Annotated in this window: 9 protein-coding genes; all 9 read left to right on the forward strand. The window is 44.3% G+C overall.

The features are described 5' to 3' along the window. The first annotated feature begins 33 nt into the window (after window positions 1-33). The 9 genes from ACNOGP_RS18665 (at window position 34) to ACNOGP_RS18705 (ending at window position 17974) form a co-directional block, all read left to right on the forward strand. A complete protein-coding gene (locus tag ACNOGP_RS18665; RefSeq protein ID WP_418213475.1) occupies window positions 34-2076 on the forward strand; it encodes a putative porin in 2043 nt (680 codons plus the stop codon). Window positions 2077-2093: 17 nt separating this feature from the next. After that, the gene (locus ACNOGP_RS18670; RefSeq protein WP_143867902.1) at window positions 2094-2933 is read left to right on the forward strand and encodes a transporter substrate-binding domain-containing protein; all 840 of its coding nucleotides are present in this window, start codon (window positions 2094-2096) and stop codon (window positions 2931-2933) included. Continuing rightward, entirely contained in the window at window positions 2920-7023 is a 4104-nt protein-coding gene (locus ACNOGP_RS18675) for a two-component regulator propeller domain-containing protein (RefSeq protein WP_418213476.1), read from the forward strand. Before ACNOGP_RS18670 ends, ACNOGP_RS18675 begins: the two co-directional genes overlap by 14 nt. A gap of 174 nt (window positions 7024-7197) precedes the next feature. Beyond that, window positions 7198-8442, forward strand: a complete 1245-nt coding sequence (locus tag ACNOGP_RS18680) for a glycoside hydrolase family 88 protein (RefSeq protein ID WP_287665145.1) — start codon at window positions 7198-7200, stop codon at window positions 8440-8442. A 21-nt stretch (window positions 8443-8463) separates the two neighbouring features. Further along, entirely contained in the window at window positions 8464-10941 is a 2478-nt protein-coding gene (locus ACNOGP_RS18685) for a glycoside hydrolase family 2 TIM barrel-domain containing protein (protein WP_418213477.1), read from the forward strand. Continuing rightward, window positions 10938-12110, forward strand: a complete 1173-nt coding sequence (locus ACNOGP_RS18690; protein ID WP_418213478.1) for an alginate lyase family protein — start codon at window positions 10938-10940, stop codon at window positions 12108-12110. The genes ACNOGP_RS18685 and ACNOGP_RS18690 overlap by 4 nt, the downstream gene beginning before the upstream one ends. A 21-nt stretch (window positions 12111-12131) precedes the next feature. Beyond that, window positions 12132-13334, forward strand: coding sequence for an alginate lyase family protein (locus ACNOGP_RS18695; RefSeq protein ID WP_143867895.1), 1203 nt, complete (start codon window positions 12132-12134; stop codon window positions 13332-13334). Between the two features lie 21 nt (window positions 13335-13355). Continuing rightward, window positions 13356-16463 carry a SusC/RagA family TonB-linked outer membrane protein gene (locus tag ACNOGP_RS18700; protein WP_418213479.1) on the forward strand — a complete coding sequence of 1036 codons (3108 nt, stop codon included), beginning with the start codon at window positions 13356-13358 and terminating at the stop codon, window positions 16461-16463. 20 nt (window positions 16464-16483) lie between these two features. Continuing rightward, window positions 16484-17974, forward strand: coding sequence for a RagB/SusD family nutrient uptake outer membrane protein (locus ACNOGP_RS18705; RefSeq protein WP_418213480.1), 1491 nt, complete (start codon window positions 16484-16486; stop codon window positions 17972-17974). Window positions 17975-17981: the final 7 nt, after the last annotated feature.

A 17981-nucleotide genomic window follows, 5' to 3' on the forward strand; every position in this document is an offset into this window, starting at 1 on the left:
AATCAATTAAAGTAAGTATCTTTGCCTCCAATTATGAGACGAATCTTACTATTATATATATTACTTACCGTTATAGGTCTGACAACTGTTCATGCACAGTTTGATAATGGTCGCCAAAGAATCGACGAAAACGGATACGACCAATACGGTAATCAGGTAGACCCTGCCATGATTCCGGACAAACTGGACAGTGCAAATGTTGAAGTACAGGGGTTACCTCCCAAATTATATATGTGGCGTATCAAAAACCAGTTGGGTGACCGGACTATGATTCCGGCGGATACTGCATATCATCATTTCCAGAACACGAACCTAACTGACGGACTGACCGGACATTACAATTATCTGGCCAATATGGGTTCTCCCCGTATGTCACGTATTTTCTTCGACCGTCGTGACCCTGAGCCAACTATTTTCATGGAGCCTTTCTCCAGTTTCTTTATCCGTCCTACGGAATTCAACTTTACGAACAGTAACGTACCTTATACCAACCTGACATATCACAAAGCCGGTAACAAGGTGAACGGGGAAGAACGTTTCAAATCATACTTCTCTGTCAATGTAAACAAACGTCTGGCTTTCGGCTTCAACATAGACTATCTGTACGGACGGGGATATTACAATAATCAAAGTACATCACATTTCAATGCAGCTTTTTTCGGTAGTTATATCGGCGACCGCTACCAAATGCAAGCCATATACAGCAATAACTATCTGAAAACAAACGAGAACGGAGGTATCGAAGATGACCGATATATCACTGCACCGGAGGAAATGGCACAGGGTCAAAGGGAGTATGAATCAACGAATATTCCTACCATACTAAGCGCTACGACCAACCGTAACCACGACTTTTACGTTTTTCTGACCCAACGCTATAACTTGGGATTCAAACGGGATATACCACAGGCTGAAAACGACACCATGCCCGCCAAACAAGAATTCGTTCCGGTCACCAGTTTTATACATACCGTTCAAGTGGAACGTGCACGGCATAGTTTCCATTCTGAAGATGACGTGAAAGATTACTATCAGAACACTTATTTAGAGCCTGATAATCCATTAGTAAAAGACAGTACGACCTATATAGGAATCAAAAACACCGTAGGTATTGCCCTGTTGGAAGGGTTCAATAAATATGCCAAAGCCGGACTGACGGCATTTGCCTCCTATAAAATCAGCAAATATACACTGATGAACCTGGAAGGCATAGGAAATGACAAATACAATGAGAATGAGATATTCGTAGGAGGAGAATTGTCCAAACGTGAAGGTAATGTACTCCATTATCATGCCATCGGTGAAGTGGGACTGGGAGGAAAAGCAATCGGACAGTTTAATGTAAAAGGCGATATAGACTTGAATTTTCCTCTGTGGAAAGATACGGTCAGCCTTATAGCCCGTGGAGAGGTCAGCAATAAACTGGCTCCGTTCTATATGCGCCACTATCACTCCAAGCATTTCTGGTGGGACAATGATATGGATAAGGAATTCCATACCCGCATTGAAGGAGAATTGAGCATTGCCCGCTGGAGGACTAAGTTGAAAGCAGGAGTAGAGAATATAAAGAACTATACTTATTTCAATCAGCAAGCATTGCCCGAACAAAAAAGCGGAAGTCTGCAAGTGTTGTCAGCAAGTCTTAATCAGGACTTCAAATTGGGTATCTTCCATTTGGATAATGAGATAACCTGGCAGAAGTCCAGCGACCAGACCGTGCTTCCCTTGCCGGACCTCTCGCTATATCATAACTTTTATATGCAGTTCAAACTGGCAAAAAAAGTACTCAGCGTACAATTGGGCGCTGATCTAAGATATTTTACCAAATACAATGCCCCTGCATATATGCCCGCCATTCAGAACTTCCATCTGCAACCAACAGACGACCAGGTAGAGATAGGCGGCTATCCTATTGTAAATGTTTACGCAAACTTACATTTAAAGCGTACACGTTTCTATGTAATGATGTATCACGTGAATCAAGGAATGAGCAGACCGAATTATTTCCTGTCTCCTCATTACCCTATCAACCCACGTGTGCTGAAATTCGGCCTTTCATGGAACTTCTATGATTGATAAAACTTCTACAGCTTATGGTGACACGCCCCAAAATAAGATTGCTTAGATATCTGATACCTGTAATTATCGTACTGGCATTGTTCTTCTGTTTCCGTCGATGCGACAATCAGCAAAAACAACCGCTTCCCCCACGCGACTATGCAGATATTATCAGAGAAGGTGTATTACGTGTAGCGACAGAGTACAATTCCATCAGTTTTTATGTAGACGGGGATACGGTTGCAGGGTTTAATTATGAACTGATACAGGCATTCGGCCGAGATAAAGGACTAAGAGTTGACATCAGCCCTTATATGAGTTTTGAAGATCGTCTGAGAGGATTGAGCGAGGACCGTTATGACGTAATAGCATACGGTATATTAGCAACCAGCAAATTGAAGGATTCTTTACTGCTCACCTCTCCCATCGTACTCAACAAACAAGTGTTAGTGCAACGGAAAGCAACCGGAGAAAACGATTCCCTCTACATACGCAGTCAGTTGGATTTAGCGCAAAGAACACTCCATGTCATAAAGGGTTCCCCGTCAATCTTGCGTATTCAGAACTTGGGAAATGAGATTGGAGATACCATTTATATAAAGGAAATAGAAAAATACGGCTCGGAACAATTGATTTCACTCGTGGCACATGGAGACATCGACTATGCCGTATGTGATGAAAGTATCGCACGGGCTGCTGCAGATTCTTTGCCACAAATAGATATCAACACGGCAATCAGTTTCACACAATTCTACTCATGGGCAGTCAGCAAACAATCACCTGTCTTACTCGACAGTTTGAATGCATGGCTGGATAGATTCCAGAAGGAAGAAGAATATCAAAAGATTTACAAGAAATACTATGATAAAAAATAACCTTATCAATCTATTTACTAAACGAAAACAATCCTATACTTTTTATCTATTTTTCTTCATCTCTCTATTGTCTTTCGGCAATACCCTTTCGTATGCGGAAGAAAATCGGGCATTCAACTTTTCAACAATCAATCTGAACAACGGCTTATCACAGTTATCCGTACTCGATATTTGTCAAGACGCCAAAGGATATATGTGGTTTGCCACCCGCAACGGACTGAATAAATATGATGGAGCCACTTTCACTATTTACAAACACAGCAATCAAAACACCAATTCCTTAACAGACAATCACATCACCAAACTACTGCCGGATAATATTCATGGAGGGCTTTGGATTGGAACGACCAACGGACTGAATTATCTCAATCAAAAGACCAATCTTATCACCAATTACCAAATAGCAGATTATCCGTCACTTCCCAGTAACAGGATACTTTCGCTCTGTTTGAATAAGTCAGGAGAGCTATGGATAGGCACACGTTTGGGACTCTGCCGTTGGATACCGGAAAAGAATACATTCCAGCCCATAACTTTTGACGGACTGTTGGAACGGGAATCGATCACCTCTCTATATATAGATAAGGAGGAAAGACTCTACATAGGCACTCATAACAAAGGTCTGCTGATATGCGATAAAAACCTGAATATCATACAAAAGCTGAACAAAGAGAGTACTCCTTCCCTTTCCGATAATACCATCAGTTGCATTTTTGAAGACTCACAGCATCAGATATGGATAGGTACGGATATGAAAGGGCTGAATAAATGGAACCCGGACCAACAGAGCATTGTCACTTTTTCAAAGCATAACAGTGGGCTGACGGATAATTACATTCGTTGTATTCAGGAACAAAACCAACGGCTGATAATCGGAACATTCGATGGTCTGAGCGTTCTCAATCTGACGAATGACGTCATCACCCAATACAATACATTCGAAGCAAATCGTAATAATCTAAGCCACTTTTCTGTACGCAGCTTATGTGTAGACCGTGCCGGAACATTATGGGTAGGAACTTATTCCGGTGGGGTTAATTATTATAATCCTCTTAATAACCGTTTTATATTCTACCACCCTTTAGAAAACAGTGAGCAAAAGCTATATAACATTTTCGGTCCGATGGTATATAGTTCCAATTCCCTTTGGATAGCAACAGAAGGTGGCGGGCTATTGCAATTCAATCCGGCCACAAAAGAATACGCCAATTATCTATTAGAACATCCTGTAGGGATGCATAATAAGAATATCATCAAATCTCTGATGGTAGAAGGAGAAAATATCTGGTGTGGAACAAATAACGGCGGACTGTATTGCTTCCACATTCCGACAAAACGTTTTTCACTTATCCACCAGTTCAAAGAGAAAAATCTAGGTATTTATACTATTTATCGCGATGCAAAAGAAACTATCTGGCTAGGAACGACTTCCCGTCAGGGACTGGTCAGAATTACGAAAGATAAAAAGGTAACCCGTAAATTCCCTATCGGAGATACTGGAGAAACAATTGGTTTCTCCAGTATACGGGCATTTCTGCCGCTTCGTGAAAACGTATACCTGATCGGGACGCGTTCATTCGGACTTTACGAATATGATACGGAAAAAAGAACCTTGATACGATATTCAACAGAAGAGAAAGAACCGTCCCGTAAACTGGAGAACAATTATATCACCGGTATACTGAGAAAAACGAACGGTGAGATATGGATAGGAACTTTCGGCGCAGGAATTTATCAGTATCAGGAAGGTAAAGGAATCATCCGCCATATCGGTGCAAAAGAAGGATTGGCGAATGAGGAAGTATATACCCTGGTGGAATATAATCAGAATATATGGGCAAGCATAGATAACGGCATTACCGAAATAAATACAAAAACAGGAAAAGTGCATACCTATGACTGCTTTGCCGGACTCGAAACATTGGAGTTTACCCCCCAAGGAGGTATCTGCTTGCCCAATGGAGAAGTCTATTTTAGTGGAAGCAACGGATTTCTCTCTTTCACTCCCCGTTCATTGATTAAGAATAATATGATGCCACCGGTAGTGCTTACCCGATTGACTGTTAACAATAAAGTTGTACAACCGGGTGATAAAAGCCAATTATTGGAGACCAACCCGGACGATGCGGAAACGGTTACCCTCGCCTACAACCAGAATAATTTCTCTATCGCATATTGCGCCCTGAACTATATCCTGCACGAACAGAATCAATATGCTTATAAATTAATAGGCCATGACCAAGATTGGAACCATGTAGGAACCCGTAAAGAAGCTTTCTATACCAATATTGCTCCCGGCAAATATACATTCCACGTCATTGCCTCCAACAATGACGGTGTATGGAACTCTCAAGGAAAGACTTTGGAAATAGTAATCCTTTCTCCTTGGTGGAAAACAACTTGGGCTTATATCATCTACGCGTTGTTGTTTATAGGAATCACCTACACCATCGGATATTATATGTACAGCAAGCACAAGCTGGAACTGAACCTGCGGATGCGACAAATGGAAAAGCAACGGATGGAGGAATTTCATCAAACCAAAATCCGGCTTTTCACCAACTTCTCACATGAATTGCGCACACCGCTAACTCTGATTATCAGCCCTATCGATGAGCTGGTACGTCAGGCAGAAGTTCCCCTCTTTATCAAAACCAAACTGGATTTGGTATTAAAGAATGCCCGCCGCCTGTTGTTGCTGGTCAATCAATTAATGGATTTGCAAAAAAATCAAAGCGGTAGCCTCACATTGAAACTTACCCACTCGGATCTGAATGCTTTCCTGCTTGAAATTTATTACACCTTCAAACAAATAGCGGAAAGCAAACAGATTACTTTCCAATATGAAGCTCCAGAAGGGGAAATCCCTGTGTATTTCGACCAAAGTCTGCTGGAAAAAGCTATATTCAACCTGCTTTCAAATGCTTTTAAATTCACTTCTTTAGGAGAGACAGTTTCTTTAAGACTAATAACGGCTCCCGACAATCGTATCATCATCCAGGTAGCGGACACAGGGAAAGGAATTCCGGAAAATGCCCGTACCCATATTTTCGATCCGTTCTATCAAGTCAATACCCCACAGACTGTCAATGACAACGTAAACGGAACAGGTATCGGCCTAAGTCTGACACAATCCATCGTACATTTACATCACGGCACAATTAGTGTGGACTCTAATCAGCCGAAAGGAAGCATATTCACTATCATACTTCCGAATAATGAGCAGGTGCAACCAACAGAGGAAGACACGAAAAATACCCAACCCGAAGATGTACAGGAAGAGCAGGCAGTAGTTGGGCAAGCTCTTGACTCCGAAGAGGAACTTCCTTTTTTGAAAGGCAAGACAATCCTGCTAGTGGAAGACAATGAGGACATACGCAGCTATGTAAAAGAACATCTTGAACGCTATTACCGGATACTCGAAGCGGATAACGGCTCCGAAGCCTTCAATATCGTACTGAAAGAGTTTCCCGATTTAGTTGTGACAGACATCATGATGCCGGGAGTCGATGGACTGGAACTCTGTTCCATGATAAAGAATGATTTGCAGACGGGACACATTCCGGTAATTCTACTTACAGCCCGCACCATGGTAATGCACGTCAAAGAAGGTTTCCTTTCGGGGGCTGATGATTATATAGTAAAGCCGTTCAATATAGATGTGCTGCTAATACGAATTTACAACCTGCTGACGCAACGGGAAAAACTGAAATCAATGTATGGAAAAAACTTCTCGCTCCAGTCAATGGGTATCGAAGCCAGTTCCGCCGATGATAAATTCATGCAGAAATTATTCGAAATTATAGAAAGTCATCTTGCCAACCCGGACTTAAAAGTTGAGTTGATATGCGACGAGATGGGATTCAGCCGAAGTAACTTCTACCGCAAGCTCAAAGCAGTGACAGATTTATCTCTGAATGACCTGATTCGCCACAAGCGTCTTGAAGTAGCTGCGCAATTACTGAAAGAAACGGACATGAACATAACAGAAGTCTCAATAGCCACCGGATTCAGCACACTTGCCTATTTCACCAAATGTTTCAAAGCTACCTACGGAGTCTCGCCCACCGAATACATCAAAGGTTTGTAAAATCATTCCAAGTTATAAAAATCGTTCCAAGAACGTCACAGAAGCGATTGTCCTATATAAGAATGGGATGATTTTATAAACTTACGGTACTACCAGACAAACCAAATTCGCACTGTTTCCATACATTTGCAACATCCTACTTAGAAATAATAATATGGAAACAAATATGAAAATATGAAACATTATCTTTTAGCCCTTAGCATCGGAGTGACCGCTTTAGTTGGTTGCCAATCTCCCAAAGAGTCAAATTTAGTTGCTTCTAATTTTACTTTTGCCGAACAACAATTCAAGTATGCTTTTTCTAAAATAGATGAAGCGCGTGCAAACGAATCCCAAGAAAGCAGAGACAAAAGAATCGCCAAACAATGGGGTGAGCTTACCAACCCACGTAACACGGAACCGGACGGTTCTTTACACCTCGTACCTTCCAGAGACTGGACGAGCGGATTCTTTCCCGGAGAACTTTGGTATGTATATGAATATACGCACGATCCTTTTTGGAAGGAGAAAGCCGAAAAACATACTGAAATGCTGGAACGCGAAAAGAAAAACGGCACTACACACGATATGGGTTTCAAAATGTATTGCAGCTATGGCAACGGCTACCGTCTGACCGGTAACCCTACCTATAAAGATATACTTATCGAATCTGCCCGGACTCTGATTACCCGTTTCAAACCCAACGTAGGCTGCATCCGTTCTTGGGATCATCACGCCGACCAATGGGAATGTCCCGTGATCATCGACAATATGCTGAATCTGGAGTTATTGTTTTGGGCTTCTCGCGAAACGAACGATTCCACCTTTTATAATATAGCAGTCAGTCATGCACGGACTACGATGAAAAATCATTTCCGCGATGACTTCAGTACATACCACGTGGTCAATTACGACACGATCACCGGTAGCCCGATTTGTAAAGTCACCCATCAAGGATATTCCGACGACTCGGCATGGGCACGCGGACAAGCATGGGCACTATATGGCTACACTCTATGTTATCGTGAAACCGGACTCCCCGAATTTCTGGAACAGGCAAAACAGGTAGAAAGATACATCTTCACCCATCCCAACCTACCCAAAGACCTGATTCCTTACTGGGATTTCAATGCTCCTGAAATACCGGACGAACCACGCGATGCATCTGCAGCAACCTGTATAGCTTCCGCACTCTATGAGCTGAGCACCTACGTACCGGAAAACAAGGATCTCTACAAACAGGAAGCCGATCGGATTTTAGAGAATCTCACTGCCAGCTACCGTGCACAACAGAATGGAGACAACGGATTCTTGCTACTCCACAGTACCGGTTCCAAACCTCACGACAGCGAAATTGATGTACCTATCGTATATGCCGATTATTATTTCCTCGAAGCCCTGCTTCGTAAAAACAAATTGGAAAAAGGAGAACAACTCTAATCATCATCACTTATACAGACCATGAAAAAAACAATTATCTACATATTGACAGCCCTTATAACATTCGCTCTACCGATAAGTGCCCGGATTCCTACCAACCAAAGAATCCGCCTGACCGACCAATGGGAATATCTCAAAGGTGATCTCGGAAGCATCTGGGAAGCTGTACGCATGGTAGCACCCGGTTCTTCGGAAGCTGTGCCCATCTGGCAACCGGTCACCCTTCCTCACTGCTTCAATGCGGAAGATGCTGTAGATCCGGATGTCAACTATTACCAGGGTCCCGGATGGTATCGTACTTTGCTCGATATTCAGAATCCCTCAGTCAATGGCCGTACTATCCTCGAATTTGAAGGAGCCGGACAAAAAACAGAAGTATATATCTACACGCAAAAAGTCGGTACCCATGTAGGCGGTTACGATGAATGGAGCGTCGACATCACAGAGGCTATCCGGCAGGCATTGGCCAATCCCGACTGCCGGAAGCGTTTCAACGGAAAAATACCTTTATCTATCCGTTGCGATAATTCAAGAGATACGGAAATGATCCCTTCAGATTTATCGGACTTCAATGTGTACGGCGGACTTTACCGTTACGTTAATCTGGTTTATCAACCTGCGCTTTCTTTCAGTAGTTTCAAACTGGAGACTCCGGTGCAAAAAGATTTAAAGAATGCAAGCCTGAAAGTGCAAGCCAACTTCTATAATCCGGATGATACCCGCCGAGCCACGGTGCACCTCACACTGAAAGACCCGAACGGCAAGAAAGTAGCCGAACAGACTGTGACGGATGTTCTTCCCTTAGGAGAAGTGCGACTATTCGACATTGCTGTCAAAAGCCCGCTACTTTGGAGCCCGGAGCAGCCTCAGCTATACACCTGCGAGTTCACTCTCAAAACTACTGAAGGCGAACAAACCGTAACAGAACAGATTGGCTTTCGCCATTTCGAGTTTGTAGACTATGGGCCTTTCAAACTGAACGGCAAACGCCTGTTACTAAAAGGTACCCACCGCCACGAAGATCATGCCGGCGTAGGCGCTGCCATGACAGAAGAGCAAATGGTAACGGAAATAAAGATGATGAAAGAAATGGGCGTCAACTTCATCCGTCTGGGACATTACCAACAATCGAATATCATTCTCCGCCTGTGTGACGAGCTGGGCATTCTCGTTTGGGAAGAAATCCCTTGGTGTCGCGGTGGCTTGGGTGGAGAGAGCTACCAGACACAAGCCCGACGAATGCTCACAAACATGATAAATCAGCACTACAACCATCCTTCTGTAATTCTTTGGGGACTGGGCAATGAGAATGACTGGCCGAATGATTTCCCGACTTTCGAACAATCACAGATACGCGCCTTTATGAAAGAACTGAATGACCTGGCACACCGTCTGGATCCGTCACGTGTCACTTCTATCCGCCGGTGCGACTTCTGTAAAGATATTGTCGATGTATATTCCCCTTCCATCTGGGCAGGCTGGTATCGCGGGCAATTCACCGACTACAAGCCTACCTCCGAGAAAGAGATGAAACAGGTTAAACACTTCCTGCATGTGGAATGGGGCGGTGACTCTCATGCCCGAAGACATTCGGAAGACCCTTTCAAATCATTGGGCGGCATTCCTGTCGGAGCCGGAGCCGATGAACGCGCAGGAGACTTCTCCTTCGTTGGCGGTGACGCCCGTGCATCGAGAGACGGTGACTGGTCGGAATCCTATATTGTAAAACTAGTGGACTGGCACTTGAAAGAACAGGAAACCATGACTTGGCTGACAGGAACAGCCTATTGGCCTTTCAAAGATTTCTCCACTCCTCTACGACCGGAAAATCCGGTACCATACGTCAATCAAAAGGGAGTAATCGAACGGGACTTCACCAAGAAGGAAGTGTTTTATGTATTCCAGTCTTATTGGACGGAGAAGCCGATGATACACATCTACGGCCACACATGGCCGACACGTTGGGGGGCCGCAGACGAACCTAAAGAAATACTGGTATACTCCAACTGTCCAGCAGTAGAACTGTTTGTCAATGGAGTCAGCCAAGGCATAAAACAACGGAACAGCCAGGACTTTCCGGCAGCCGGACTTCGCTGGAAAAGTATATTGCGTGAAGGAAATAATCATTTGAAAGCGGTAGCCGTAAAGAGTAAGGAAACCGTTTCCGATGAGATCACCGTTGCTTATCAAACCAGCCAATGGGGAGAACCGAAACAATTAAAGGTGACACATCATCCTGAAGGTAACAATATCGTTCGCGTTGAAGCACAGTTGACCGATGAAAAAGGAGTTCTCTGTCTGGACGCAGCTAACATCATCTCATTTGAAATTGCCGGAGACGGAAAACTACTTCAAAACTTGGGTACTTCGACCGGATCACGCAAAGTACAAGCCTATAATGGAAAAGCAATGATACGTGCCCAAGTAACCGACGCTTGTTACGTATCCGTTCAATCAGCCGGAATCAAAACCGTTTACACTCAATTGAATGCACAATGAACAGATTAAGAATTTCAATAGGATTATTAATGATACTCTTCGGCCTCACCACGGTGACGGCTAAAGAAGATGTGAAAGAACAAGTACGCCGACTCCTACAAGCAGAAACCCTGCAACGGGCAGACGCAGCATTAGAGTCCGTACCTGTGACCGTCACTGCTGCCCGTGCTCAAAGAAGCGCGGGAGGCATTCACGACTTCTATTCCGAAGGTGATTACTGGTGGGCAAACCCTCAAGACCCGGACGGTCCGTTCATCCGTCGTGATGGAGAAACGAATCCGGACAACTTCACCGCTCACCGTCATGCCATGATACGATTCAGCCAGTTGGTAGGCGACCTGACCTCCGCCTGGATACTGACAGGTGACAAAAAATATACAGAAGCCGCCATGCGTCATATCCGTGCCTGGTTTGTCGATCAAGAGACAATGATGAACCCTAATCTCTTGTATGCACAAGCTATCAAAGGTATAGCTACCGGACGCGGAATCGGAATCATCGATACCATTCATCTGATTGAAGTCGTGCAGTCACTCCGGTTAATGGAAGCGCAGGGAATCATCGAAGAAAAGGAACTGAGAACGATCCGCCTGTGGTTTTCCGACTATCTGACCTGGATGTCTACCCACCGTTACGGAATCAATGAGATGGAAGCCAAGAATAATCACGGCACTTGTTGGACTATGCAAGCCGCTGCCTTCGCCTTATTCACGCAGAATGAAGAAATGATTCATTTCTGCCGCGAACGTTACCGGACAATATTGATCCCCAATCAGATGGCCGCTAACGGCAGTTTTCCCTTAGAACTGGAACGCACCAAACCTTACGGTTACTCTCTTTTTAATCTGGACGCGATGACTACTCTTTGTCATCTCTTGACAACTCCCGAAGAAAATCTATGGGACTACACCACAACAGACGGACGGAATATCGAAAAAGGAATTGCCTGGCTGTTTCCTTTTGTGAAAGACAAAAACTCGTGGAAACACCAACCGGACATCATGTTTTGGGAAGAATGGCCTGTTGCGCATCCGTTCTTGCTATTCGGCAGCATACATCACTACCGAAAAGACTACTTTCAGACATGGAAGAAGCTGGAACATTTCCCTACCAATGAGGAAGTGATACGCAACCTTCCTATCCGACACCCTTTATTATGGCTAAACTAATTCGCTTAAAATAAAATAATTATGAGAAACTTACTATTGAGTGCTTTTACTCTGGTTTGTCTGCTTCCAATGAATGCACAGACCGTTAATACCCGTATCTATCCGGCAGAAAAGCTGGCTAAAGTGAAGGCTAAAGCCGATACCCCTGCATACGCTCCGGCTATTAAAACTTTAATGAGAGACGCTGACAAAGCGATGAAAATGACTCCTCCGTCTGTGATGGACAAAAGTATGACGGCCTCTAGCGGTGACAAGCATGACTATATGAGTATGGGCCCTTACTGGTGGCCTGATCCTTCCAAACCGGACGGGTTACCCTATATCCGTAAAGACGGACAACGTAATCCCGAACTGTCAAAATTAGACCGTAATCGATTGGGGGATATGGCGAAAGCCGTCACTACTTTGGGAATCGCCTACTATTTTTCAGGTAACGAACAATATGCAAAGAAAGCTACTGATTTCCTGAATGTCTGGTTCTTGGACGCTAAAACAAAAATGAATCCGAACTTAAACTACGGGCAGACTATCCCCGGCCACAGAAAAGGATTAGGACGTGGAACAGGCATGATCGATACGTATTGTTTTGTAGAAATGCTGGATGCGCTCACCTTGCTGGATAGCTCAAAGGCGATGACACCTGCCATCAAGAAAGGTATGAAAGAGTGGTTCACACAGTTCGTTGAATGGATACAGACCAGTCCGGTTGCTGCCGAAGAAAATGCGGCGAAAAACAATCATGGTTTGGCATATGACGTACAGTTGACAGCATACGCACTCTACATAGGTAATAAAGAACTAGCAACACAAATATTGAAAGCATTTCCTGAAAAGCGTTTGTTCCCTCAAATTGAACCGGACGGAAAACAACCGTTGGAACTGGAACGCACAACCGCATTCGGCTATACGCTCTTTAACCTGACTCATATGCTGGATATGTCTTTCATTGCTTCCACAGAAGGAATCGATATTTACAACGCTACCAGCAAAGACGGACGTTCCATTACTGCTGCCCTGAAGTTTGTAATTCCTTATATCGGCAAGCCCCAAAGCCAATGGCCTTACCAGCAAATCAAAGAATGGGAGAAGAAACAAGATGAATCTTGTTGGGTACTCCGCAAAGCCTCTTTCTTTGATCCGAAAGCCGGATACGAAACTATCGGCGCCAAATACCGTACGACTCCAGTTTCCAGCCGTATGCATTTATTATACAGTTTAGAATAAATCCTATTAAATCCCAATATTATGAGGAATAAATCGTTTCATTATCCTTTAATAATAGCTTTCTTGCTGTTATTATGCACCCCGTTCGTAACGGTTGTCTACGCACAATCATTTACAGTTACAGGTACAGTTGCCGATAGTCAAGGCGGTGTTCCCGGAGTAAATGTGAAGGTAAAAGGAAGTACCACCGGTACTATCACCGATATAGATGGTAAATTTACATTAAATGTCCCTTCCTCCAAGTCTATACTTGTCATCTCTTATATCGGATACACCACACAAGAAGTACCTGTCAATAATCAGAAAACTCTGAACATCAAATTAAAGGAAGACACAAAAGTGTTGGACGAAGTAGTAGTGGTCGGTTACGGTGTACAGAAAAAATCTCACTTGACCGGTTCGGTATCCAAGATGGATGTCAACAGTCTCACAGATATTCCCGTGACGCAAGTAGACCAACTGCTGCAAGGAAAGATTGCCGGTGTGAATATCCAGAATTCCACTTCCGAAGCCGGAGCTGCCCCTCAAATCCGTGTTCGTGGTATGGGTTCCATCAGTGCCGACAGCTCTCCATTGATTGTCATTGACGGTTATCCTGTTCCCGAAGGACTTTCTACGCTCGATATGGCGGATATCGCTTCCATCGAAGTATTAAAAGATGCCGCTTCCGCTGCCATCTACGGTTCACGTGCGGCTAACGGTGTTATCCTGGTGACTACAAAAGAAGGAAGTGCCAGTAAAGCCAAATATAGCGTAAAAGCCTCTACCGGATTAAAATGGGCCTACAAGCTGCACCCCATCATGAGTTCTAAAGACTATTACAATATGATGGGCTACGAGGCTGCCCTGCAAAATAAATCCATAGCAGCCAATGACGAAGCCTTCGGGCTTATCGATAATTATACCGACTGGCAACGTGAAGGTCTGCAGGATACTCCGCAAATCCATCAGGTACAACTCTCCGTATCGGGTGGAAAGAAAGGTCTTACTTACTATATCTCCGGCAACTACGCACAGGAAGACGGTATTATGATTAACAGTAACTACAAACGTCTGAATCTCCGCTCACGCATCAACGCGAAGTTATCCAAGCGTGTAGATCTCAGCTTGAACATCGCTCCGTCTTACACCAAAACAGAGACTCCATCGACCAACTTTATCGACTTCTACCGTACTCCGTCTTTCATGCCGGTACGCCATACGGCAGAAACGGCAGCTCTCACCGGAAAAGCCATCGGCTCATGGGCACGCGGTAGCGACTTCAGCAATATCATGTACACCCGTGAAGACGGTACGCAAGTGAAAGCAAGCCCTTTCAACACCAGCAACAATAATCCGAAATCATTGATGGATACCGAAGAACGCTTCAAAGAAGATTATAACCTGCAAGCCAATTCTTCTATCAATGTGCAGATAATGAAGGGACTTACCTTTACCACCTCCAACGGTTTCTACATCAAATACCGTCAAAATAACGAGTACCGCAACTACGAATCCCGCAAAGATGAGGAATCGGCGATGGGTACTTATAAAAACCGTCTCTATGTAGACTTATTGAGCGAAAACACACTGAACTATACCGGTAAGAAAGGTAAGCATGACTATGCAGCCTTATTGGGATATACAGCACAGACAACATCGGAAACCACAGCGAATATCGTAGGCTTGGGCTTCCCGACCGACTATGTCCATACACTCAATGCAGCTACCTCTTTTGATGTAAGCCAAACAAATACGGTTAAATTCCGTACTGCTATGATGTCTGCTCTGGCACGTATCAATTACAGCTATGCCGACAAATACCTGTTCTCCGCCAGTCTACGTACGGACGGTAGTTCCCTATTTGCCGACGGACACCAATGGGGCTGGTTCCCATCCGTATCTCTGGGATGGCGTGTTTCGGAAGAATCCTTCCTGAAAGGTATCAGTTGGTTGAATATGCTGAAACTCCGTGCCAGCTTCGGTGTAACGGGCAACAATAATATTCCTGCCAACTCTTACTACAATCTGCTTTATGCCAGCAACTACCCATTAGGCAGTGGAACAGGAGCACTCATTCCCGGACTCAACAAGGCTACCTCAACAAAAGGCAATTACAACATCACTTGGGAACAGACTTACGAATATAATGCCGGTATCGATTTCAGTGCCTTGAACAATCGCATAAACCTGACACTGGAGGGATACTATTCCATCACCAAGCAACTGCTGTTCAAGCAACCGGTCGTATCTTTCATGGGTTACAGTGACTATTGGAACAATATCGGGCGCATCCGTAACAGTGGTATCGAAATCGAATTGAATACACACAATATCCGTACTAAGGATTTTGAATGGACCACCTCGTTCAACATCTCATCCAACTTCAACAAGTTACTCGAACTTTCCGGTGAAGAAAGACTGATTTCTACCGGAGAACGTAACGAAACCTATCTGGCACAAGTCGGTCATCGTGCCATTTCTTTCTTCGGATACAAGACTGACGGAGTTTACCTCAATCAGGCCGACCTGGATTCTTCACCACACTTGGCAAGTGCCACTCCGGGCAGTCTCAAGATTGTAGACGTCAACGACGACGGTGTCATCAATGACAAAGACCGTACCGTCATTGGTAATCCCTTCCCGAAAGCGACGTGGGGTATTTCCAATACCTTCAGATGGAAAGGGTTCGATCTTTATTTCCTGATTCAAGGTGTAAGCGGACTGGATGTATTCAACGGTGACGGATACTATACCGAATCCAAGAAATTCAATCGCAATTATGCGAAAGACCGCTGGATCAGTGCCGAATATCCAGGCGACGGACGCACGCCGACAGTAGGTTCTGCCGGAATCTCATGGGAGTTCACCGACTACATGATTGAAAACGGATCATTCGTAGCATTGCGCGACGTAGTTTTAGGTTATACATTTGATAAGAAAAAACTGAAAAAGGCAGGACTCAACTCGCTTCGCCTTTATGCTTCCGGTCAGAACTTGCTTTACTTCTGGGGAAAGAGTTACCGGGGTATCAATCCGGAAGCCCGTGTGACAAGCGGATCGTACGCTTCGCCATTGGTGAACGGATACCAACGCGGAGGATTCCCGATACAGTCTACCGTCAATTTCGGATTCGAACTTAATTTCTAATCATCTTAAAACGTACAGAAATGAAACTAAAACATATATTTATCATTAGTCTGTCTACTTGTCTGCCGGGGCTTTCTTCCTGTGACCTCAACATCACACCGGACTCCTATATCCCCGACAGTTCGTTCTATAAGAATGAAGCAGAAATGAATACTGCCGTTATTGGCTGTTACGGAGGTATGCAGGCTCCGTTAAACATTGAATGGACACTTACCGAACTGCGTGCGGACAATACCCGCATGAATAGCAACAGCTCCACCAATGACGCTTTCCTGCAACAACAGGCATTGGATCTTGGTACAATGGATGCCAGCAACGCGAACATACGTACTTATTGGGAAGCCACTTACAGTAATATCAACAGTTGCAATAACGTACTTGCTCCTGAGAATCTGGCGGTAGTAGCCAATGAGAAAAAACGGGCTCAATTTGAGGGAGAAGCATGTTTCATCCGTGCTTATCATTACTTCAACCTAGTACGTCTTTTCGGTCCGACTTTCATTATAACGGAAGAATTGAGTGTAGCAGATGCTATGAAGAAAGACCGTAGCAGTGTGGAGGCTACCTATCAGCAGATTATTGACGATTTGAAAACGTCCATTGATGACTTGGAAGATGTGACATACGATGTAGCCGATTTAGGACGCGTCACCCAGCCGGCCGCTCAATCTTTGCTTGCCAAAGTTTATCTGACTATCGGGAAATATGAAGAAGCCAAGAAGCTGCTCAAATCGGTAGTGGATGTAAAAGGAGATCAGTTGACTGTCAGTTATTCTGATGTGTTTGATATTTCCAAAGAAATGAATGATGAAATAATCTTTGCTGTCCGTTACAAATCGGGAAGTCTGGGGATCGGCTCTCCTTTTGCCAACACATTTGCGCCTACCAAGAGTGGTGCCAATGTAGTGACGGGAGATGGAGACGGGCGCAACTACCCGACCACTGAAGTACTAGGTATTTATCCGGAAGGTGACTTGCGTAAAGAAGTTAGCGTAAGCGATCATTATATTGACCCGAGTAAGAAAGATCCGGTAGTCATTTCAAATCAATCGGCATATATCAAGAAATTTGTTTCGCCCGTCAGCGTACGTTATGACGCAGAAAACGACTGGCCTGTTATTCGTCATGCAGATGTACTGTTGATGTACGCTGAAGTACTGAACAAGATAGACGGTCCCGCTGCCGGACTACCGTATCTCAACGAGGTACGCCGCCGTGCCGGATTGGGGGCTATCGACATTTCCGAAGTGCCTGTACGTTCCGCTTTCCGTGAAAAGTTGGAAAAAGAACGTCGTTTGGAACTGGCATTCGAAAACCAACGCTGGTTCGACCTCGTTCGTTGGGGCAAGGCTTTGGAAACTATCAATAAACAAATTACAGAAACCGAGAGCTTCTACGGAGAATATGCTTTCACCGTCAACCCAATGGCGGAATGGCAATTATTGCTTCCTATCCCTCAAAGTGTGATAGACAATAATCCAAGTGTAATCACCCAAAATCCACATTACTAATTCTCAA

Origin of the sequence: Bacteroides difficilis, from assembly GCF_048319815.1 — a bacterium.
In the GTDB taxonomy this organism is placed as follows: Bacteria; Bacteroidota; Bacteroidia; order Bacteroidales; family Bacteroidaceae; genus Bacteroides; species Bacteroides zhangwenhongii.